Raw genomic sequence first — 23,382 nt, 5'->3', positions numbered from 1 at the left:
AACAATCTTTTACTACAAAGGATTGTTGCAACTTTTTTCTTTGTATTCACTCTATCAGTTTATCACTTTTCTATTTAAATCACTACTGTATTAAAGAGATTATGAATGTAAACACTTTATTCCTGGTACAAAAAAACCATTAAAGGTATTTCTTTAATATCTGGTTTAGTAATCAATCTGGTAATCTTCCAACAAAGTTTTCAAACAGGAATTTTTCCACCTGTTTCTCGCTATAGTATCGTTGAAGTGTGTTGATTAAGTTATTATATTGATCGAATGATGATAACCCCTGTACTGTTTCTGATATTCCGTCGAAATCCGATCCAAATCCAATGTGATCCTCTCCACCCAAACTGCAAACATGTTCGATGTGCCTGATGACATCTGAAATTTCCGCTGTACCTTTTTTGTTTAGAAATGGCGGTACAAACGTGATCCCCATGACACTGTCCTTTTTGATTAACGCTTCAATTTGTCCGTTTTTCAAATTTCGGGGATTTGGACAAATGGAGTAAGCATTCGAATGAGAAGCGATGGGATATTCAGCAATCTCGATTGTATCCCAAAATGCTTTCTCACATAAATGGGAAACATCTGTCCACATCCTGTTCTCATTTAAGAATGAAACGACCTCATGGCCAAAATTGGTTAATCCGCCACCCCTTGGCTCCAGTGCTCCATCTGCTGCAGCGTTGGCCCAATTCCATGTTAATCCCGTAGAACGAACCCCGAGCCGATAAAGAATTTCAAGCTTGGTAAGATCCTCTTCTATCGCTTCAATGCCTTCAAGTGTAAGCATTGCCCCGATTTCATCATGCGCTAATTTTTCTATATCTCTTTTCGAGGTGACAAATTTAAGCTTAGGATTGGGTTTCAGAATTTGATTATGAAATAAGTTCACCATTTCCAGGGCAGCTTGAAATCGTTGACCCGGCTTCAAACTGGATGGGATATAAATAGCAAACAATTGTATCTTACTTCTGCTATCCACCAGCTGTGGATAGGTAATATGTAAAGTATGCTTAGATTGAAATGCTTTCTTCTCCGGTTCTAAGTATAACTTCATCAATACATCACAGTGTGCATCAAATAACATGTCTCTTCATCCTTTCAAGTGCCTGACTTCCGTATTAATAATATTATGGAAAAATAGAAAGGCTGTCCACTAAAGAATCCCCTCTTTAATGAACAGCCTATGGTATATTATCTTGGTTCCACTATTAACTTTATCGCCGTACGCTCTTCCCCATCGATCAGAATATCTGTAAATGCCGGGATACATATCAAATCTAAACCACTGGGAGCCACAAAGCCTCTGGCAATCGCAACTGCTTTAACGGCTTGATTTAAAGCCCCTGCACCAATCGCTTGTATCTCAGCTCCTCCTCTTTCACGAAGAACACCGGCGAGTGCACCAGCTACAGAATTAGGATTAGATTTTGCTGAAACTTTTAATATTTCCATTCCTTTTCCTCCTTGTCATTTCCCCCATACCGTATGTCCGTGGTAAAGAACAAACTTGGTATAAATGATTCCACTGATACTATATTCAGGAAATGGACAAATCATTCCGGTCTCATTGAAAAAAGGAACGAAAACATTTAATATTCTGCCATAAATGGATGATCTTCGTTAATTAAAATACGATCGATTTTTTTTGCTTTACCCGTTTTTTGATCAACATCTATTAAACAGGCACTCAAAATTTTACGACCTGTCTTTGGAACTTCAAAACGAACGGGCAAACTGGTCTGAAATCTCTTCAGAACAGAATCCTTACTCATTCCCAGTACCTCATCATATGGGCCTGTCATACCGACATCACACATAAATGCTGTGCCATTGGGCAGGATGCGGTTATCCGCTGTTTGCACATGTGTATGGGTGCCTATTACAGCAGATACCCGGCCATCCAATAGCCAGCCAACCGCCTGCTTTTCACTAGTTGCTTCTGCATGAAAGTCAACGAAGATAACGGACGTTCTCTTCTTTGCTTCAGCTACAAGTTCATCCAGTGCCTTAAACGGGTCATCAAGGGGAGGCATGAAAGTTCTACCCTGGGCATTGATAACCGCTACCTCTTTTCCATACACTTCAGCAAACACCAGACCACTCCCAGGCGTTCCTTCCGGGAAATTCGCCGGTCTCACCATTCGCTTCGATGAGTCGATAAAATTGAAAATGTCTCTATTGTCCCAAGTATGATTACCGAGAGTAACCATATTGGCACCATCTTGCAAAAATTGTTTGTAAATCTTCTCCGTGATCCCTCTGCCTGAAGCAGCATTTTCCCCGTTAACGATGGTGAAATCCGGTGAATGCTTCTTTTTTAACTTCGGCAGGTATTCTGTGATCATTTCCCTGCCCATTGAACCGACAACGTCTCCAACAAATAAAATTTTCATGAAAATTCCCTTCTCTATATGTATTCAGTCTTGTAGTTATTGTATCACAAATAACCTGTCGTCTATTCATCCGTCCCGGGAGCATATAAACGATAAAAAAAGCTGACTCGAAAAGGGATATCCCTTTTCGAGTCAACCTCTTATTTCGCGTATTCGACAGCCCTAGTTTCACGGATGACCGTTACTTTAATATGGCCTGGATAATCGAGCTCATCTTCGATCCGTTTACGGATATCCCTCGCTAATCGGTGAGATTCCAAATCGTCAATGGCTTCTGGTCTAACCATAATACGAACTTCACGTCCTGCCTGGATCGCGAAAGATTTCTCAACGCCTTCATATGACTCTGAGATTTCTTCCAGCTTCTCTAATCGGCGGATATAGTTCTCAAGCGTCTCACTTCTTGCGCCAGGTCTCGCAGCAGATAAAGCATCAGCTGCAGCAACCAGTACGGCAATGATGGACGTAGGCTCTGTATCTCCGTGGTGAGAGGCAATACTGTTAATGACAACAGGGTGTTCCTTGTACTTCGTTGCCAGTTCAACACCAATTTCTACGTGGCTTCCTTCTACTTCATGGTCGATCGCTTTTCCGATATCATGAAGTAATCCAGCACGTTTAGCGAGTCTTTCATCCTCACCAAGCTCTGCTGCTAGTAACCCGGATAGATACGCCACTTCCATTGAGTGTTTTAAAACGTTTTGACCGTAACTTGTACGATACTTTAAACGTCCCAAGATTTTAATTAAATCCGGGTGAAGACCATGAACGCCAACTTCAAAGGTTGTCTGTTCACCAATTTCACGGATGTATTCATCCACTTCACGTCGAGATTTATCGACCATCTCTTCAATTCGCGCAGGGTGGATACGTCCATCCTGAACTAACTTCTCTAATGCAATTCGAGCCGTTTCTCTACGAATCGGATCAAAACCAGAAAGAATAACTGCTTCAGGAGTATCATCAATAATCAGATCAATTCCTGTTAAAGTTTCCAGCGTACGAATGTTACGTCCTTCTCGCCCAATAATTCGACCTTTCATCTCATCATTCGGTAGGTTCACAACACTAACAGTTGTTTCTGCCACATGTTCAGCAGCACAACGTTGAATAGCCAGTGAAAGGACTTCTTTCGCCTTCTTATCTGCATCTTCCTTCGCACGTGTTTCATGCTCTCTGACCATAATGGCGATATCATGGGAGAGTTCATTTTCAACGCGGTCAAGAATGATTCCTTTCGCTTCATCACGAGTTAAGCTCGAGATACGCTCTAGCTCTGTTTGCTGTGATCGTACCATCTCGTCCACTTTGCTTTCCATCTCTTCAATATGTTGTTGTCTCTCGTTAAGAGTCCCCTCTTTTCTCTCGAGTAAGGCTTCACGCTTATCAAGCGTTTCATCTTTCCGATCGAGGTTTTCCTCTTTTTGCATCAAACGATTTTCTTGTTTCTGCAATTCATTTCTTCGTTCACGAAGGTCATTTTCCATTTCTGTGCGAAGTTTATGATTTTCGTCCTTTGCTTCTAATAGTGCTTCTTTCTTCAGAGCATCTGCCTCGCGCTTAGCATCTTCTAAAATGTGCTCTGCTGAACCTTTAGCACCAGCAATCTTTGCTTCAGCAATGGACTTACGAATTAGGTATCCAACAACTACACCGACGATTAGGCCAAGCAAAATGGAGATGATTGTTATAGGTTGCATTATTTCACCTCCTCTTGCTATGAACTGTCATCATGTCTTTTACATGTCGGCTTGTACATTGCTCACTTGAACAAAATATACAGCGCTAGGCTTTCAAATATTCATTCGAAAAATTTGTAAAATATACATGTTAATTTTAAATCTCTGAAAATTTATTGTCAAGGGGTTGAGCCCTCTATCCCTAGATTTCTCAAGGGATTTTTTCCATTCGACATAAATTGACACTGTCACTCTGGGGTTATGGATGATTTTTTGACACCATCCAACTATTTGAAAATTTTTTGTTGAATTTAGAAGTTATCTTCAGAACACGATTATTCTCATGCTTTTCACAACTATAAGCGATTAGCGTTAGAGAAAAACACTATTACTATTTTCTGCCAACTAATAGCTTATCATACATAATAAAGAGAAGCACACCGAAAATGGCTGCTTCTCTTATATTTGGTTAGTCTTCTAAAAGACTTAATTCACCTTTATCATCGGTTTCAGCTCGACCTGTATCCAATCCGTAATGTTCACGGATTTTCAGCATGATTTCGCTGCGGATTTCCGGATTTTCTTTAAGGAAAATCTTCGCGTTCTCACGACCTTGACCTAAGCGCTCTTCGTTATAAGAATACCAGGCACCGCTCTTCTGAACAATATCAAGCTCAGATCCAAGATCGACGATTTCACCTTCTTTAGAAATCCCCTCACCGTACATGATATCTACTTCCGCTACACGGAAAGGTGGAGCCACCTTATTTTTCACTACTTTAATCTTCGTTTTGTTCCCTACCATTTCATTTCCTTGCTTAAGTGTTTCAGCACGACGGACTTCCAAACGTACAGAAGAATAGAATTTCAGTGCGCGCCCACCGGGAGTCGTCTCAGGATTTCCAAACATGACTCCAACCTTTTCACGAATTTGGTTAATGAAAATCGCGATGGTTTTCGATTTGTTGATGGCACCTGAAAGCTTACGAAGAGCCTGTGACATTAAACGGGCTTGAAGACCTACGTGAGCATCTCCCATCTCTCCTTCGATTTCTGCTTTCGGTACAAGGGCTGCAACAGAGTCGATAACGATAGCGTCCACTGCTCCACTACGTACAAGCGCTTCCGCAATTTCCAATGCCTGCTCACCTGTATCAGGTTGAGAAAGCAATAATTCATCTATGTTTACTCCAAGCTTTTGAGCATACTCAGGATCAAGTGCGTGCTCTGCATCAATGAATGCAGCTTGACCTCCTTGAGCCTGAACCTCTGCAATCGCATGAAGTGCTACTGTTGTTTTACCGGATGATTCGGGACCATATACCTCAATGATTCTTCCACGTGGATATCCGCCTATTCCAAGAGCAGCGTCCAGTGCAAGTGAACCACTTGGACATGTTACTACGTTTCTATCCGTTTTCTCCCCAAGCTTCATGATTGAGCCTTTACCAAACTGCTTTTCTATTTGTTTTAACGCCATATCTAAGGCTGCTTTACGATCGCTCACAAATCTTCCTCCTTTGAATATAGAACTTGAAATTGACAACTTATAAGCTTGTCTCAAATCCAACCTATCTATACTATAAACGTTTTTATAATAGAAAACAAGAAAAAAATCGAACATTCATTCGGTTTTTTAATCTGGGTGTTTTGGATTGAATTTAGAGCGGTTTGGCTCAAAAAAACTGTCTTCCATATCAGAAGACAGCCTCAGTACAATTACTTACTCAATTCTTTCATCAAATAATACCAACCATACTTCGCCGTTCTCATTCGGTTAGCATTTCGTCCGCCGCCAAGATTCAAATGAAACGTTTTAGTTGGCTGATCTTTCATGGACAACCCAATCCAAACGGTTCCTGCAGGTTGCCCTCCATGTGATCCGGGACCTGCCACACCTGTAAAGCTGATCCCGATATCGGATGATAAAAGTTCTCTTACGTTTTCAGCAAGCTCCTGTGCACACTTTTCGCTTACTGAGGTATGCTGTTCAAGCGTACTCTCTTTCACGGAGAGTACCTTCTTCTTGACCTCATCCTGGTAACAGATCACCCCACCATTCAGGATGGAGGATGCACCTGGTAATGATGCTAATTGAGCTTGAAAGAGCCCCCCGGTTAAACTCTCTGCACAGGATAGTGTGAAACCCTGCTCTTTTAATAATTTGAATCCCACCTCGACGAGAGAATCCTGATCGTAGCCGTAGAAGTATTCTCCTACAATATTCATAATCTCAATTTCCAACGCATCCAATAGGGTAATGGCAACACCTTTCGATTCGTGTTTGGCCGTCAGCCTCAGTGTAACTTCTCCGTCACCAGCCAGTGGGGCAATCGTTGGATTGGTTTGTTGATCAATCAGATCTTCCAGTTCTGTTTCCAACTGAGCTTCACCAATGCCGAAGAAGCGCAGGACTCGGGAATGGATGATTTCTTTCTTTTTTAATAAATTTTGGATGGCCTGTTTGCCGTAAGTACTGAACATCGGTTTCATTTCAGATGGAGGTCCGGGTAAAAGCATGTATGCTTTAGCATCTTTTTTCAATAGCATGCCGGGAGCCATACCATGTTCATTCTTCAACACCTGAGAGCCGGCTAAAATGAGAGCCTGTTTTTCATTATTGGGGGTCATCTCCCGATTGACTTTTATAAAATAGCTTTTTATTGATTTCAATGCATCTTCGTCCAAGGTCAAAGTTCTACCTAATGACTTGGCAATGGTTTCTTTCGTCAAATCATCCTTCGTCGGTCCAAGTCCACCAGTGAAAATCAACAAGTCTGCTCTCCTTTGAGCTACTGAAATCGCATGCTGCAATCGTTCAGGGTTGTCTCCAACACTAGTGTGGTAGTATACATTCACCCCCATTTCAGCCAGCTGCTCTGAAATGAATTGAGCATTGGAATTGACGATTTGACCTAATAGTAGTTCCGATCCCACCGCTATGATTTCTGCATTCATCCTTATTCCCCCTGTCATTGATGTAAAGAAGGGGATGATTCCAGTAGAATCAACCCCCTTGTTAAACGTTTTATTTCGAATTTACAAATGCTTTTTTGTTATGTTTGAAATAGTCCCACCCAGACCAAATCGTAAAGAACATAGCCACCCAAAGAGCAATGGTCGCAAATGGCAGATTGATCAGTTCGAAAATGGCATTATGCAGAAGCAGCGCTGATATAGCGATGATTTGTGCCCATGTTTTGATCTTTCCAAGTTGACCCGCAGCAACCACTTCCCCTTCACCGGCTAACACAAGGCGCAGGCCTGTTACCGCAAACTCACGGCTGATGATGATAATGACAATCCATGACGGGGCAAGGCCAAGCTCAACCAGAACAATTAATGCAGCGGATACAAGCAATTTATCCGCTAATGGATCTAAAAATTTCCCAAGGTTCGTCACGAGGTCAAGCTTTCGTGCATAATAACCGTCTACCCAATCGGTTGTTGCCGCAATGATGAATATCAAAGCCCCTATAAAGTGCTTGACCGGCATTTCTGCCCCAAGAAACATCATGTCACCCCAGTTTAAAGGTGCAAGCATAATGATTAAAAATAATGGAATTAAAAATATCCTTGAAACTGTAATCTTATTAGGTAAGTTCACCTTTCTACCTCCAATACTTAAAAAACACGTTCTAACTATAGTATGTAAGAAAAAGGAGTTATTAAAACTCCTTTCATCTCAATTATTGTGTCGCTTTAGGTTCATAGTTAATGATAATATCCTGTCTTACAACATCCGAAGAAGATATCTTGTACTCAAGTTGATTGCCGTTTACTGAAATATTTGTATTTGAAGCGTTACCGATTACAAGATAAGCAAGCTCTTCTGCGGAAAAGTCAAAGTCCTTTTTATTCCCCTCTTTTAATAACCCTTCAAACAACAATTCATCCTTCGTGTTATATACACCGACCCAAGTATCACCCTTAGCAGATAATTCCAGCTTGAATTCATCTGCATTTTTTAGTTCATAGGTTGTTTTATAGCCTGAAGTATTAACAGCTTCTAATGATTGTTCTGGTTTTTGTTCTTTATCTTCCTTAGCATTTTCATCTTCTGAAGATTTACTTTCTGTTTCATTCTTATCTTTGGTTTCTTCTTCAGGCTCTTCACTTTCAGTCGTTTGATTCTCATCTACAGCGACTTGCTCCTGATTTTCTGAAGGTTGTGTCTCAGGGGCTTTATCCCCCACCTTCCCTTGCCAGAATACCCATACGGCAATCAAGGCACCAATAACGAACAGGGCTATAAGCAGTTTGGGCACGAAGTCAAATACCCTTGTAGAGCTTTCTGATACAGACTTTCTTGACTGAACCCTGGAAAGGGAAACCGGTATCTCATCTTCATAGGTAGTCGGAATTTCTTCCTTATGCTCCTCAAAAATCACTTCAGGAGGAAGACCGACCGCTTCACAATATTGTTTAATAAATGCACGCACATAGAACTTCCCGGGCATCGCGTCATACGAGCCTTCTTCTATCCCAATCAAATAGCGTTTTTGAATTTTTGTTATTCTTTGTAAATCATCGAGGCTGTAACCTTTAGCTTCACGGGCTTCCTTTAAACGATTTCCTAATTCCGTCACCACTTAACACCTTCCAATATTAAAAATCAAAACCTCCAAAATCGGAATTTTGAAATAAATTATTTTGTTCTACTAATTCATATGTAATTTCTTCATCAGGATCGTTTCTAAGTTCAATGATATAATCAAAATCTTCAAGTGAATATTCAGAGTTTTGAACGAATACATCAGGATGTTCGATTACTTTCACAGCAGGCAATCTCATGATTTCCCTTACTAGTTGCCAGTGCTTTTCACTTGCACGGCGAGTTGAAACGATTCCGTCAATAATAAATAGATTTTCAGATGAATACTCGTCTTCAATCAGTTTGCTTCTTATTGTCTGCTTTAACAAAGTAGAAGAGACAAAGAGCCATTTCTTATTTGCACATACGCTTGATGCCACAATGGATTCGGTCTTCCCTACCCGGGGCATTCCTCTGATCCCAACAAGCTTATGTCCCTCTTGCTTAAATAGCTCAGCCATAAAGTCTACTAATAAACCCAGCTCATCACGAACAAACCGAAACGTTTTCTTGTCATCGGCATCACGCTGAATATAACGGCCGTGACGAACGGCAAGGCGATCCCGTAATTTCGGCTCTCGGAGCTTTGTTACATTAATGGTGTCCATCGTTTGTAAGATGGACTCAAGCCTCGTAATCTGTTCATCATTGTTTGCAAGAAGAAGCATTCCCCTCCTGCCTTCATCTACTCCATTTATCGTCACTATATTTATAGAAAGCATTCCTAATAACGAGGAAATATCACCTAAGAGGCCAGGACGATTTTTTTGAATTTCATATTCTAAATACCATTCTTTGCGTTCCATTGGTTCCCTCCTGAAAAAACTGTGACATTCCAATTCGATAAAAATCGACATAATTCGGAAAATTTATTTAAACATCTAGGTATTATAATAAATGATTTTCCGGTAATAGAAAAGCAAAACCTACATAAATATGTACAATTTCTCATTTTAGACCTCATAAGCTGTTTATAGTAAAGAAGTATAGACTTCTCAAGTGATTTTTTTGAAGCATATAAAAAAAGAGAGGAAAAAATCCCTCTCCTTAACGAGTACCATTGTTATTAACAAGTTTAACCATCATGTTCGCAATGGCATGTTGTTCTTCAGGGGAAGCGACAGACCATAAATCCGCTAACACTTTTTCCTGATCGTTCTTAGCTTCGACTTGATTCGCTAAGTAGTCACCAATTTGGTAAGCTAAGTCAGAAACCGTTTCATTTTCCATTCCACCATGTTGAGCCTGGTTGAGACGCTCACCTAAGAAGTTTTTCCAATCAGACCAGTTATCTAATACAGACATTTGTCATGACCTCCTTTATTGAAATACAACCTTAGTTTGTATCCCGGAGGAAAAATTATTCGCCATAATCTTTTGACCAAAAAACTTTTTCATGTATGCCACCCACCATTGATGGAAATGGTTTGACCTGTGATATAAGAGGCTTTGGCAGAAGTGAGAAATTGAATCGAGTCGGCTATTTCATCCGCCTGAGCGAGACGACCCATTGGAATCTCCTCCCTGATAGCTTCTAGTTCCCCTTCAGAAAACGAACTCATCATCGATGTATCAACTGCTCCTGGAGCGATTGCATTGATCCTTACCCCGCTTAGAGCAAGCTCCTTACTCAATGATTTCACAAATGCCAATTGCGCACCCTTAACAGTTGAATAAACGACCTCACATGCTGCGCCAATTTGTCCCCAAATGGAGCTTACCATTACAATACTCCCCTTACGTTCTATCAGCTTAGGCAATAACTTTTGAATAAGGAGTAAAGGACTTTTCACATGAACGTTAATCAAATAGTCCACCTCTTCTTCAGTCTGATCTTGAAACATTCCCCAGCTTGAATTCCCACTACTATATATAATGGCATCAAGTTGGAAGATACTGTTCACGAGACTCCCGACTTCTCTCGGGAGGGCAAGATTTGCCCGAATGGGGATGGCCTCCACCCCAAACTTTTCAATCTTAAGTAGCAGCTCTGTTATAGCTTTTTCATTCGAATGATAATGTAAATATAAATTCCATCCCTCTTCTGCCAAGCTTAAAGCCGTACTGCTTCCGATTCCCCCTGAAGCCCCTGTTATTAAAGCATATTTCATCTGTTTCCACCTCAATGTCTACATAAAGAGAGGAGCTACCCTCGGGCAGCTCCCTCCGATATTATGATTTCGGAACTACTTGACACACCGTAAAGCGCTCTTCACTAATAATGGTACTCGCAACGGTTTGAATATCATCATACTTTAATGATTCAAGTGTAGGTACGACCTCAAACAGATCCATTTCGTTAAAAGCATAGCGTGTGAATTGATTTGCAATAAACTCAGGAGAATTAATGGCACGTAAAAACGCACCAATTTTCTTTTTCTTCGTTCTTTCTAATCCCTCTTCTGTAAAGAGAGATTCATGTTTGGCTTTAAGTAGCAGCGATTGTACCTTCTCGGCAAGGATATCCGGCTTTTCCGTATCCCCGCCGACGGTTAGGAATCCAAAGCCATTTTCTTGTGTATAGTCATAGTGGAATGTTTCATCGATCAAGCCATCATTGTATAGTTCAGAATAATACGTAGAGCTTTTACCGAATAACATATCCAGGAAAACGTTCATAGAAAGCTCTTGTCTAAGCATTTCCTTGCCTTGCTGATGTGGTTCAGGCGCTTTAAGACCTACCAGGCACTTAGGGCTTTGTACATTCATCTTAAGGACCTGCTTCTTCTCAGCAACCGTTTCCGGTTCTTCATCAAATCTCCGCTTGATCTCAGGCATTTTTTCATAATCCTTCTTTTCCTGGTTGGAACGAATCTGATTCATGATTTGATCCGGGTCTACAGCCCCCACTACAAAGAGAAGCATATTGCTTGGGTGGTAGAATGTGTTATAGCACTGATACAACATATCTTTCGTGATTGGTGTGATGGACTCAATCGTTCCTGCAATATCAATCTTCACAGGGTGATTTTTGTACATATTCTGAATCACACCAAAGTATAATCGCCAGTCAGGGTTATCATCATACATGGTGATTTCCTGACCGATGATGCCTTTTTCTTTTTCCACTGTCTTTTCTGTAAAATACGGGTCTTGAACAAAGTCTATAAGCGTTTCTAAATTTCGTTCTACATTGGTGGTACTTGAGAATAGATAAGCCGTTCGTGTAAAAGATGTGAAAGCATTAGCCGACGCTCCCTGGCGGCTGAATTGCTGGAATACATCACCATCTTCCTTTTCAAACAATTTATGCTCCAAGAAGTGGGCGATTCCATCTGGAACCTTAACGAATCCTTCTTCGTCCAGAGGGGCAAAATGATTGTCGATGCTTCCGTACTTCGTCGTAAACGTAGCATACGTCTTATTGAATCCTTTTTTCGGGAGAATATAGACATCCAGTCCATTAGACATTTTTTCATAATATAAGTTTTCCTGTAGTTGATCGAAGGAAATTTTCTTCATCCTTATCCCTCCATTCCTGTTAAAAAGTAGATGGTATCAAGTTCGACTTTATTTGCTGCTTTCACGATGTCTTCTTTCGTCGTTTTCTCAATTTCATCAAGCCAGTGTTTTAGATCAATTTCTTCATGGGCGACAGCATTATGATAAAGGACCTCAACCAACCCACGGGACGTATCAATGGTTTCAAGCAGTTGATTGCGGATGACCGCTTTCGTTTGTTCGATCTCACCATCTGTAAAGTCTCCATCCTTCATGGCTTGCAGCTGATCATTGATGATTCCGACTGCTTGATCATATTTCTCAAATTCTATGCCGGACATAACCATCAATAATCCTTTATGACTTTCCAGTCTACTTGCTGCATAGTAGGCTAAGCTCGCTTTTTCTCTCACATTTATGAACAATTTAGAATGAGAAAATCCACCGAATATGCCATTGAACACCTGAAGGGCAAAGTAATCATCATCGCCATATTGTGTATGTGTCCGGTAGCCCATATTCAGCTTACCTTGCTTCACATCCTGCTTTTCCTTCACGACGTTTTCCCTTTCTTTTTGTTCCACTTTCGATGAATCGACTTCGAGAGGGGTACGTTCGTTTAATTGGAGGAGTTGATCACACAGATTTTCAACTTCCGCAACATCTACATCGCCGATGACATAAAGATCGAATTGATCTTCATTCATGACTTTTTGATAATATTCATATAAACTCTTGGCCGTTATGGACTCTACTTCTTCACTAATGCCATTGACATGAAGGGCAAAACGTTCTCCCTTACACATTTCTTCTACAAGCCGGGAATTAGCGTAGCGCATTTTATCGTCATATACTGCCTGTATTCTTACCTTCTGGTTTCGTTTTTCTTTCTCCACCGTTTTCTTATCGAATTCGTTATTTTCAATATGCGGATTTTGCAGGACGTCTGCTAAAAATTCTATTCCTTTTTGAAGTAAAGGCTCTGAGTCCCTTAAAAACTTTTCGTTGGCGATTTCAACTGACATGCTGACCACGTGGTACTCACCTTTTTTACCTAAATCCGTAAAAAAGTTAGCACCATATAATTCATCAAGGTAGGATCGTAATTCCGTTGTACTCGGATAGGTCTTTGTACTGCTTTGCATCACATGAGGGAGTAATCCGCGTAAGGTCACTGTTTCTTGATCTAGTGGAGCTTTCATTTTCAAGATCAGACTGTTGGTTTTATACTTATCCGTTTGAACGATATGTAGCGTGTACCCCTGTTTCTTCTTTACTACTTCATTTATGGCTGTCATCGTACCGTCCTCCTTAGTTCAACACTTCCGTCATTTTTGATATCAAAAAAGTTATAAACACCTTTATTGTGCGGTATTTATGTATAACTATACATGTAGTGATATGTTGATTTCAAGCATCTTCCTCTATTGGAAAAATACCCATAGAGTAAACTAGTATATGCATGGATAATATTCATTTATGATCTTTCTTTTGTTTTTTTCAATAACCAAAAGAACCTCACAAAAAAGGTACCCCGAATGTCGAGATACCTTTGATTGGTGCTTATGTTATGATTAACGATTTCCTTTAATATATGGTGTACCAAGTGCTTTAGGTGCATCTGCACGGCCGATGAATCCGGTAAGTGCAAGGATGGTCAATACATATGGTGCGATTAGCAGATATACACTTGGAATATTCTCAAATAACGGGATACTCGATCCGATGATACTTAAGCTTTGAGCGAATCCAAAGAATAATGCTGCACCCATTGCGCCAAGGGGATGCCACTTACCGAAGATCAAAGCAGCTAAGGCCATGAATCCCTGTCCGCTTATCGTTGCATGACTAAAGTCGGACGAAATCGACTGGGCATATACTCCTCCGCCTACTCCTGCAAAAGCCCCGGAAATGATGACGCCGATATAGCGCATTTTCGTTACGTTGATTCCCATAGTGTCGGCAGCCATTGGATGCTCACCTACGGAACGCAATCTGAGACCAAATGGAGTTTTAAACATAATGAACCAAACGATGACCGACACAAGAATGGCTACAAATGGTGGCCAGTAAGTGTTGGAGAAGAAAATATCCCCTATCACCGGAATTTTGTTAAGTAACGGTACATCCACTTTTCCAAAACCTTCAGAAATGATGTCTGTTTGACCTTTTCCGTAAATACGTTTGACTAAGAAAAGAGTTAAACCGATGGCAAGCAGATTGATTGCCACTCCGGACACTACCTGATCGGCACGGAATGTAATGGAAGCAACCGCATGGAGTACGGCAAGTAACGCCCCCATGACCATGGCTATAAGCAGGGCTACCCATGGTGTTGCCGCACCAAATGTGTCAGCAAACGCCAAGTTGAAAACGATACTTGAGAAAGCTCCAATGACCATTAATCCTTCAAGTCCGATGTTAACCACACCAGAACGTTCAGAGAACGCTCCGCCTAAAGCAGTGAAAATAAGTGGTGATGCCCACAATAATGTTGATGGAATAAGGATTGTTAAGATATCGATAAAGCCCACTTATTTCACCCCCTTCTTACTAAATCGTTGAATCAGATATCGAATCATATAACCAGATGCTACAAAGAAAATAATCAGGGCAATAATAATGTCTACTAGTTCATTTGGAATGCCCGCTTCAAGAGGCATATTCAATGCACCTACTTTTAGCCCTCCAAATAATAGTGCTGCGAACACAACACCAATGGCAACATTTCCTCCCAATAAAGCTACAGCGATCCCGTCGAATCCGACCCCTGTAAATCCACCTTTGATCGAAGCGTATCCAAATGTTCCCAATCCTTCCATAGCACCTGCGAGTCCGGCAAATGCTCCAGAGATGACCATAGAAAGAATGATGTTTCCATTTACGTTCATTCCTGCGTATTGAGAAGCATGTTGGTTAAAGCCTACGGAACGCAGTTCATATCCACGAGTCGTTTTTTCTAAAAGGAACCACATGATAAAGACACACAGAAGGGCAATGAAGATCCCCCAATGCAGTCTTGAGTAATCCGTTAAGGCCTCAAAGAATGGAGACTTTAATGAAGCCGTCTCTGCGATATAGTCCGTACGATCTTTGCGCTCCGTCAATACATCACGGATAATCGCATTCGTTACGTGAAGTGCAATATAGTTCATCATGATCGTAACAATTACTTCGTGTACACGATATCTTGCTTTCAGTAATCCTGGAATGAAGCCCCAGAATGCGCCAGCTAATGCCGCTGCGATTACAGCAAGCGGTAAGTGAATGATCTTAGGTAACTCATCGAAAGCGACCCCTACCCATACTGCAGCAAGCCACCCTACAATCAGTTGTCCTTCGACCCCTATATTGAATAATCCGGTTCTGAATGCAAAGGCAACAGCCAATCCCGCAAGAATATATGGAGTCACTTGACGCACCGTTTCCCCTACATAGTAGATCTCTCCGAAAATACCTTGCCATAGTGCAGAATATCCTGCAATTGGATCATATCCACTCACAAGCATAATAATGGTTCCGACAATAATTCCTAAAAGGACCGAAATAACCGGGATTAATATATTTGTTAATCGATTAGACATGTGCGTTCTCCCCCGCTTCCTTCCTCTTCGAACCAGCCATCAGTAGTCCAAGTTCTTGTTCGGTTGTTTCTTTCGGATTCACAATTGCTACAATTTGCCCTTCATAAATGACAGCGATGCGGTCACTCACATTCATGATTTCATCCAATTCAAATGAAAGTAATAGTACAGCTTTCCCGTTATCCCGCTGCTCGATCAGGCGCTTGTGAATGAACTCGATCGCTCCTACATCCAGTCCCCGGGTAGGCTGGGCAGCAATCAACAGATCCGGATCACGGTCGATTTCCCGACCGATGATCGCTTTTTGCTGATTACCACCGGATAATGCCCTTGCAAGGGTATATTCAGAAGGTGTCCTTACATCAAACTCTGAAATTAGCTTTCTCGCTTGATTGTAAATATTCTTATAGCTTAATACCCCTTTATTTGAATAAGGCTTTTGGTAATAGGTTTGTAGAACCATATTTTCACCGATTGGAAAATCCAGGACTAAACCATGTTTGTGGCGATCCTGAGGAATATGACCTACACCTGTTTCATAAATCTTGCGCGGTTTCATATTGACTATTTCTTTTCCATTCAGCTTGATCGAGCCACTATTAACTTTGTATAACCCTGTAATCGCTTCAATCAGTTCACTTTGACCGTTCCCATCAACTCCCGCAATACCAAGGATTTCCCCGGCTTTCACTTCCAGGTTTAACCCCTTTACAACGGAAACGTTGCGGTGATCTTTTACGTTCAAATCTCGAATTTCGAGTACATTGTCAGTAGGAGTGGCTTCCTTCTTCTCCGTCTTAAAGGTTACTTCACGTCCTACCATCAGGCTGGCAAGATGATTCGGATCGGTTTCCGATACTTGCACCGTCCCGATCCCTTTTCCTTTTCTGATAACGGTTACATTATCACACACTTCCATAATCTCTTTAAGCTTATGAGTGATAAGAATGATAGACTTGCCTTCTTGAATTAGAGTTTTCATGATTTGAATAAGCTCTTTGATCTCTTGTGGAGTCAGTACCGCTGTAGGCTCATCGAAGATCAGAATCTCTGCACCACGATAAAGTGTTTTCAAAATCTCAACACGCTGCTGCATTCCTACTGAAATTTCAGAAATTTTAGCGGAAGGATCCACTTTCAAACCGTATCTTTCTGAGATTTCCCGAATATCCTTCTCTGCCTTTTTAATATCCACTGTTGCACCGGACTTCGGCTCTCTTCCAAGAATAATATTCTCTGTTACTGTAAAGGTATCAACGAGCATAAAGTGCTGGTGAACCATTCCAATCCCTAAGTCATTGGCGATATTGGGATTGGTGATGTTTACTTTCTGCCCCTTAACACGAATTTCTCCTTGTTCAGGCTGATAAAGTCCAAATAAAACATTCATCAGTGTAGACTTACCTGCTCCATTTTCACCTAGAAGCGCATGAATTTCACCTTTTTTGAGCTGGAGGGTAATATTATCGTTTGCTACGATGCCTGGAAATTCTTTACGGATATTCAGCATCTCAATTACATAATCCATTGCTAATCACTCCTTGCATAGGCTAGGGATATTTATCTAGTAGTTAGAGGTCAGACCTTAAGACTCTAGAAAAAAAAGGGTTGCCCCGATTAAAACTCTAAATGAAAGATAGAAAGAAGTTTCTATACTTCAATTAAAATTTTAATTATTATGAATACTCCTTCTAAAAAAGGGTTTAAGAGGCCGGCTATCCTTGGCCCCCCTTATCCCTGTTCAATTAGTTAGCAGAGAATGAATTTGCTGCATCTAAAGATTCAGGTACAGTAATTTCCCCACTCATGATCTTTTCTTTCCATTCATCAACTTTAGTCATAACCTCGTCTTTGTTAGAAAGCTCTTCGTTAAGTTCAGCTAATCCAACACCCTCTTCGTTAAGACCGTAAGAGATAACTTCTCCACCTGGGAAGTTTCCTTCTTTTGCTTTATTAGAAAGATCCAGAACCGCATTATCTACACGCTTTAAAGAAGAAGTTAAGATGATGTTATGATCCCCAACTTTACCCTCTGCCGATTGGTCGGAGTCAACTCCGATTGCCCATAGCTCACGGGAAGGATCTTTTTCTTTTAAGTCACGTGCTTCTTTGAACAATCCATTACCCGTACCACCAGCTGCATGGAAGATAACGTCTACATCTTGTGAGTACATCTTAGACGCGATTGTTTGACCAAGTTCAGCTTTATCGAATGCTCCTGCATAGTCTGCAACGATCTCAGCTTCGGGATTGACTGATTTAACACCAGCAATGAAGCCAGAGTGGAAACGCTCGATTACTGGAATTTCCATTCCACCAAGGAAGCCGATTTTGTTCGTTTTCGTTGCTAGCCCAGCAGCAACTCCGGCAAGGAATGAACCTTCTTGCTCTTTGAATGTGATACTTGCAACGTTTGGCTGATCTACAACAGCATCAACGATTGCAAAGTGAGAATCTTTTTGTTGTTGTGCAATATCATTGATTGCACCTTCCATAAGGAAGCCGATACCATATACTAAGTCAAAGTCTTGACGAGCTAATGTGTTTAAGTTAGTAGCATAGTCAGCATCAGATTGTGATTGTAAGTAGTCATAACCTTTCTTACCTTTTTCTAAGTCGTGTTCTTCACCGAAAGCTTTTAAACCTTCCCAAGCAGATTGGTTGAAAGATTTGTCATCTACTCCACCAACATCCGTAACCATTGCTACTGTAAATTGATCTTCTTTTTTGTTACCTTCACCACTAGATGCACCTTCTTTGTCCTCGCTTGTTCCACAAGCACCTAATAATGTACCTGCAGCTAGAACAAATGACAACGCTAAACCCATTTTACGTTTTTTCACCTAGAGTACCCCCTAATATTGTAATAAATTAGTAGAAAGATGGATTGTTGTTATACACGCTTTCTTAATACGTGGAAGCTAAATTTGTCTGACCGAAAATAGTTTACTGAGTACAGAATCGGCTCATCGTTTTCATCAAAATGCATTTGCTTTAAAACGAGTAGTGCCGTTTCTGGTTCACAATTTAGAATAGGGGAGATTTTATCGTGATAGCCCATAGGTTCTATTTGTGCAACAGCATGAGTGATTCTCTTATTCTCACGTTTTTCCAAAACGGTAAAAATCGAATTATCTTCATGGGTGAAATTCCTCGGCATAATCTTTTCAGGAATTTTGTCTACACAATACACAACCGGTTCCCCGTTTGCAGTACGAACCCGCTCAATCAGGATCACGTCGTCCTCTTCATTGCAAGTAAACCTCTTCACATCATCCTCAGTAGCTTCTTGAGTTGTTGAGCTTAAGAAAATGGTCCCTGGCTCCATACCAGCCTGCTTAATCATGTTCGTTACACTGTTCAGCTGCTCAATACCAGAAGTAAAGAGCGGTTTAGCGTTTACAAATGTACCTACACCATGACGTCGTACGATGACACTTTCTTCCTCAAGAATTCTGAGAGCTTCCCGGAGAGTAGCCCTACTCACACCTAGTTGTTTGGAGAGATCAAATTCAGACGGGAGTTTTTCTTTTTCTTTGTATACCCCCGCTTCGATATCTTTCTTCAAACGGTCTATCACTTGTAAGTATAAATGTCGATTGTCTGTCTTTATTGTCACTGGAACCACCACCAAATTTTCTCAAGACATCAGACCTCTGATGTATATCTTTCCTACTAATCGAAAATACTATAACACTTTTCTTTTCATAAATAAATAGCATTGTGTGATTTTGTCGAAAAAAATGACTAGAATGACAATTTAGAATCCTTATTTGTAAAAAAATAGTAAAAAAGTAAAGATGAATAGGGTTTCATGGAGTAATTTTACAAATAATTTACAGTAAGGTTGTTATAGATTATCAATCTTTACAAAATTAAAACAACGCCATTACAATTGTAAACGCTTTTAATAGTATAACACATTAGTGGATAAACTAGAATAACATCATTTAAAACGGATACATTTTGAGGTTTCCTCCTTGGATTTTACATAAAAAAGGTGTGTTACCCCGTTCACTTTGAATAGGGTAACACACCTTTTGTTAAGAGCTTTGCTCTTCTGAAGGTTTTCCGATCAAGACGGTTCGCGGCTTACTTCCTTCATAAGGCCCAACGACTCCTCTTACTTCCATCTCATCAATCAATCGTGCTGCTCTTGTATATCCAATTCTAAATCTCCTTTGAAGCATGGACACGGAAGCGGTTTGCATTTCAGCGATTAACTGAACTGCATCATTATAAAGTTCGTCTTCAGCTTCGCCCGTCTTCTCATCTTCTTGTATCTCATCCGGAATCATTTCTTCCTGATACTGTGCCTTTTGTTGAGAAATGACAAAGTCAACGATTTCTTCAACTTCTTCATCAGATAAAAAGGCGCCTTGTACCCTTGTAGGCTTTGAAGCCCCTACAGGCATAAAGAGCATGTCTCCTCTACCCAATAGTTTTTCTGCGCCACCTGAGTCCAGGATGGTTCTGGAATCGATTTGAGATGATACGGCAAACGCAATCCTGGATGGTATATTCGCTTTGATGACCCCTGTAATAACATCAACAGAAGGACGCTGGGTCGCAATAATTAAATGGATCCCTGCGGCACGTGCCATCTGTGCGAGTCTGGTGATTGCGTCTTCTACATCGTTTGAAGCAACCATCATTAAATCAGCCAGCTCATCCACTATCACCACAATGTACGGAAGCAGCGGCTGCTTTTCTTCATTTTCGAGATTCTGTCTCTTAACGTAGTCGTTGTAGCCTTCAATATTCCTTGTCCCTGTGTGAGAGAACAATTCATATCTCCGCTCCATTTCACTTACAACCTTTTTTAATGCCTGTGAAGCTTTCTTCGCATCAGTTACAACGGGAGCCAATAGGTGCGGGACCCCGTTATATACATTCAATTCAACCATTTTCGGATCTATCATCATGAGTTTAACTTCATGTGGTTTAGCTCTCATTAGGATACTCGTAATGATACCATTAATACAGACACTCTTTCCGCTTCCTGTGGCCCCGGCTACAAGTAAGTGAGGCATTTTATTCAATTCTGCAAGTACGGCTTCTCCCGTAATATCCCGTCCTAAACCAATTTGGAGCTTGGCATCCGGTTTATTATGTTCCTTAGCTTCAAGCACCTCTCTTAAAGACACCATGGCCACCTCTGAGTTAGGAACTTCAATCCCGATAGCCGATTTCCCTGGAATAGGAGCTTCGATTCGGATATCTTTAGCTGCAAGAGCCAACGCTAAATCATCACTAAGGTTTACGATGCGGCTTACTTTCACACCTACATCCGGGTGTACTTCATACTTGGTGACGGCAGGACCTAAGTGAACTTGTGTAACTTTCGCTTTCACTCCGAAACTTTGGAAGGTTCTTTCAAGTTTGGCTGCGTTGGCATGGATCAGTTGATATTCATTACTCTGATCTGTTTTTCTAGGACTCTTTAATAACGAAATAGAAGGTAGTTTATAATCCTTATTTTCTACCTCAGTAAACGTAATCGGTGGTGCAGAATCCGCTTCTCCCTCTGAACCGGACTTATCTTTAGCTGCAGCATCATCATTTTCATCATTCATTCCCGCACCTGTAGAGGAAGGTTGTTCTTTAGTCTGGACTCCTCCGTATGCACGTTCCGCGAAGTTGGAGATAATCGGTTCTCTCGTTTCCTCTTCCTGAGGCAGCTGTGTTTCAACCGCTTTCTCCTGTTTCACAGGAACTTCTTTCTTTTTCTTTTCTTTCACTTCTTTTTTCTTTGACTGATCTTCTTTCCAATCACTCATATCTTGTTTGAATGCAGACCATTGTCCGCTTAAGAATGCCCCAAAGCGCTTACCCGCTCTTCCCAGAACATCCCCGATGGATTTACCTGTCACTAGTATGATTCCGATCAATATGAATGTGGCACTAACAATTCTTGCTCCTTGAGAGTCAAATAGAAAATAAGAAACGGCAAATAGAACGCTCCCTATCATTCCTCCCCCAAGATCCGAGGTACTCGTCTCACCACTTACATCCATCCAATACAAATCCCACGTATTCATGATGACACTTGGATTATCGAAAGAACCATCATTTGAGAGCAAATCAAATAATTTCACATGACTCAATAGCAAGAAGCTGGCAATGATGATGTAAACCCCAATAAGTCTGCGACTAAATAACATAGGAATCTCTCGTTTAACCATGAGGTATCCTGCCACATACAACATCCACAGGAGGGCAACCATATACCATTCACCCAGAAAGAATCGATAGAAGTACACCACTGCTTTCCCTACAGCTCCAAGCTCAATGATTGAAATCAAACTGAGGGCAGCGAGGATCATTCCTGTAATTTCATATTTAATGGTTTGTTTTAAAGTTGAACTCGTTGCAGATCGTTTTTTTCTTCTTTTTCGTTTTGCCAATCCAATTCACCTAAATTCTATTGAAGTCTTTCTTCATATGTACATAAAGATGAAGAAAGGGCTGATCCTTTGGGGCAATATATGTGCCTAAGGTGTCAGACCCTTCCCGTTAACTTAAAGTATCATTATGTTTGTCTCTTCCAGTAATATTATAGCATAACCACTATTTCGGGAAAATCCTCTTTCGTCCTTAATTGTTTATAAATTCACCTGGGCAAATCTGATTATCGAGATAATGCGCAGGGTCACTACTCATGACCCTGACAATTCGATACCGGTTCTCCTCCTGCTGAACAAGGATAGGAACACCCTGATATTCCATCATCATTTGACCACTGAATTCATTTGCATCCGTTGGAAATACAAGATCATTGGGAACCACTGTATAAAGGATCATTGTACTAACCCCTCTTGTTGATCCGATTGCTTTTTCATCTCAATTAACTCGTTAATCTTTTTAATGGCTGTCCCAATGCCCCCGATTCCATCTATCAGGCCGTATTCGACGGCATCGTCACCGACTACATTCGTACCGATATCCCGTGTAAGGTTACCTTTTGCAAACATCAGATCTTTAAAATGTTCTTCTGATATATTGCTGTGCTTCGTTACGAAACTAACTACCCGATCCTGCATTTTATCCAAGTACTCAAAAGTCTGTGGTACGCCGATCACCAATCCCGTCAACCGGACCGGGTGGATTGTCATTGTAGCGGTGCTCGCAATGTACGAGAAATCGCATGATACGGCAATCGGCACACCAATACTATGTCCTCCACCCAACACAACAGATACTGTAGGTTTAGAAAGTGAAGCAATCATCTCAGAAATGGCGAGTCCCGCTTCCACGTCTCCACCTACCGTATTTAATATGACCACCAAGCCCTCTATCTTAGGATTTTGCTCAATGGCTACGAGCTGAGGAATAACATGTTCATACTTCGTTGTTTTATTTTGTGGAGGAAGCTGCATATGCCCTTCTATTTGTCCTACAATCGTCAAGCAATGGATATTGGAATCCTGAGAGAGTTGCGGGACATTCGTTTGCCCTAATTGTTGTATCTTTTCCATTAATCCTGAAGGTTTATCTTTATTATCATCCTGGCCTTTATTTGGCTGATCCTGCATACGCCCATGATTTAGTTCCATGAAAACATCTCCTTTTCATTCCATTCTCTTGTTATTATTTTAATAAGGGAGTGTTTTCATACTTTATACTTTGGAATCAAATAAAAAACGGAGGCTATCTGTTAGAAACAAATAGCCTCACGC

General features: G+C 40.9%; 21 protein-coding genes. All 21 read right to left on the bottom strand.

The window, feature by feature from the left end; genetic code table 11:
• Positions 1-172 precede the first annotated feature (172 nt).
• Positions 173-1,096, bottom strand: a complete 924-nt coding sequence (locus tag ACIFOD_RS10390) for a dipeptidase (RefSeq protein WP_430314517.1) — start codon at positions 1,094-1,096, stop codon at positions 173-175.
• A 107-nt stretch (positions 1,097-1,203) separates the two neighbouring features.
• Entirely contained in the window at positions 1,204-1,464 is a 261-nt protein-coding gene (spoVS, locus tag ACIFOD_RS10385) for a stage V sporulation protein SpoVS (protein ID WP_034760060.1), read from the bottom strand.
• Between the two features lie 137 nt (positions 1,465-1,601).
• Entirely contained in the window at positions 1,602-2,405 is an 804-nt protein-coding gene (locus ACIFOD_RS10380; protein WP_430314516.1) for a TIGR00282 family metallophosphoesterase, read from the bottom strand.
• 140 nt (positions 2,406-2,545) lie between these two features.
• The gene (gene rny, locus ACIFOD_RS10375) at positions 2,546-4,105 is read right to left on the bottom strand and encodes a ribonuclease Y (protein ID WP_113968155.1); all 1,560 of its coding nucleotides are present in this window, start codon (positions 4,103-4,105) and stop codon (positions 2,546-2,548) included.
• Between the two features lie 448 nt (positions 4,106-4,553).
• The gene (gene recA, locus ACIFOD_RS10370) at positions 4,554-5,591 is read right to left on the bottom strand and encodes a recombinase RecA (RefSeq protein ID WP_113968156.1); all 1,038 of its coding nucleotides are present in this window, start codon (positions 5,589-5,591) and stop codon (positions 4,554-4,556) included.
• 212 nt (positions 5,592-5,803) lie between these two features.
• Positions 5,804-7,042 carry a competence/damage-inducible protein A gene (locus ACIFOD_RS10365; RefSeq protein WP_430314515.1) on the bottom strand — a complete coding sequence of 413 codons (1,239 nt, stop codon included), beginning with the start codon at positions 7,040-7,042 and terminating at the stop codon, positions 5,804-5,806.
• A 70-nt stretch (positions 7,043-7,112) separates the two neighbouring features.
• Positions 7,113-7,691: a CDP-diacylglycerol--glycerol-3-phosphate 3-phosphatidyltransferase gene (gene pgsA, locus ACIFOD_RS10360; protein WP_430314514.1), complete on the bottom strand. Its 579-nt coding sequence runs from the start codon at positions 7,689-7,691 to the stop codon at positions 7,113-7,115.
• Positions 7,692-7,773: 82 nt separating this feature from the next.
• Complete coding sequence (locus ACIFOD_RS10355) at positions 7,774-8,673, bottom strand: helix-turn-helix domain-containing protein (protein ID WP_430314513.1); 900 nt, start codon at positions 8,671-8,673, stop codon at positions 7,774-7,776.
• 19 nt (positions 8,674-8,692) lie between these two features.
• A complete protein-coding gene (locus tag ACIFOD_RS10350; RefSeq protein ID WP_113968160.1) occupies positions 8,693-9,484 on the bottom strand; it encodes a DUF3388 domain-containing protein in 792 nt (263 codons plus the stop codon).
• A 241-nt stretch (positions 9,485-9,725) separates the two neighbouring features.
• Positions 9,726-9,983: a DUF3243 domain-containing protein gene (locus ACIFOD_RS10345; protein ID WP_113968161.1), complete on the bottom strand. Its 258-nt coding sequence runs from the start codon at positions 9,981-9,983 to the stop codon at positions 9,726-9,728.
• A gap of 89 nt (positions 9,984-10,072) precedes the next feature.
• Entirely contained in the window at positions 10,073-10,789 is a 717-nt protein-coding gene (gene ymfI, locus ACIFOD_RS10340; RefSeq protein ID WP_430314512.1) for an elongation factor P 5-aminopentanone reductase, read from the bottom strand.
• 61 nt (positions 10,790-10,850) lie between these two features.
• A complete protein-coding gene (gene yfmH / locus ACIFOD_RS10335; protein ID WP_430314511.1) occupies positions 10,851-12,140 on the bottom strand; it encodes an EF-P 5-aminopentanol modification-associated protein YfmH in 1,290 nt (429 codons plus the stop codon).
• Positions 12,141-12,142: 2 nt separating this feature from the next.
• Positions 12,143-13,417 (bottom strand): EF-P 5-aminopentanol modification-associated protein YfmF, encoded by a 1,275-nt coding sequence (gene yfmF / locus ACIFOD_RS10330; RefSeq protein WP_113968164.1) that lies wholly within the window; start codon positions 13,415-13,417, stop codon positions 12,143-12,145.
• A 276-nt stretch (positions 13,418-13,693) separates the two neighbouring features.
• Positions 13,694-14,653, bottom strand: coding sequence for an ABC transporter permease (locus ACIFOD_RS10325; protein WP_148968788.1), 960 nt, complete (start codon positions 14,651-14,653; stop codon positions 13,694-13,696).
• Complete coding sequence (locus tag ACIFOD_RS10320) at positions 14,654-15,703, bottom strand: ABC transporter permease (protein ID WP_113968166.1); 1,050 nt, start codon at positions 15,701-15,703, stop codon at positions 14,654-14,656. It lies immediately after the preceding gene.
• Entirely contained in the window at positions 15,696-17,231 is a 1,536-nt protein-coding gene (locus ACIFOD_RS10315) for an ABC transporter ATP-binding protein (protein ID WP_430314510.1), read from the bottom strand. Before ACIFOD_RS10315 ends, ACIFOD_RS10320 begins: the two co-directional genes overlap by 8 nt.
• 217 nt (positions 17,232-17,448) lie before the next feature.
• The gene (locus tag ACIFOD_RS10310) at positions 17,449-18,546 is read right to left on the bottom strand and encodes a BMP family protein (protein WP_397551670.1); all 1,098 of its coding nucleotides are present in this window, start codon (positions 18,544-18,546) and stop codon (positions 17,449-17,451) included.
• A gap of 50 nt (positions 18,547-18,596) precedes the next feature.
• A complete protein-coding gene (locus ACIFOD_RS10305) occupies positions 18,597-19,322 on the bottom strand; it encodes a GntR family transcriptional regulator (protein ID WP_113968169.1) in 726 nt (241 codons plus the stop codon).
• 424 nt (positions 19,323-19,746) lie between these two features.
• Positions 19,747-22,110 (bottom strand): DNA translocase FtsK, encoded by a 2,364-nt coding sequence (locus ACIFOD_RS10300; RefSeq protein WP_430314509.1) that lies wholly within the window; start codon positions 22,108-22,110, stop codon positions 19,747-19,749.
• Between the two features lie 190 nt (positions 22,111-22,300).
• Positions 22,301-22,507, bottom strand: a complete 207-nt coding sequence (locus tag ACIFOD_RS10295) for a YlzJ-like family protein (RefSeq protein WP_113968171.1) — start codon at positions 22,505-22,507, stop codon at positions 22,301-22,303.
• The gene (locus tag ACIFOD_RS10290) at positions 22,504-23,238 is read right to left on the bottom strand and encodes a ClpP family protease (RefSeq protein WP_430314701.1); all 735 of its coding nucleotides are present in this window, start codon (positions 23,236-23,238) and stop codon (positions 22,504-22,506) included. The genes ACIFOD_RS10295 and ACIFOD_RS10290 overlap by 4 nt, the downstream gene beginning before the upstream one ends.
• Positions 23,239-23,382 lie beyond the last annotated feature (144 nt).

This window comes from Rossellomorea sp. NRS-1567, from assembly GCF_050467885.1.
Classification (GTDB): Bacteria; Bacillota; Bacilli; order Bacillales; family Bacillaceae_B; genus Rossellomorea; species Rossellomorea aquimaris_C.
The sequence above is the reverse complement of the archived record's forward strand: the minus strand, read 5'-3'. Positions and strand labels throughout refer to the sequence as shown.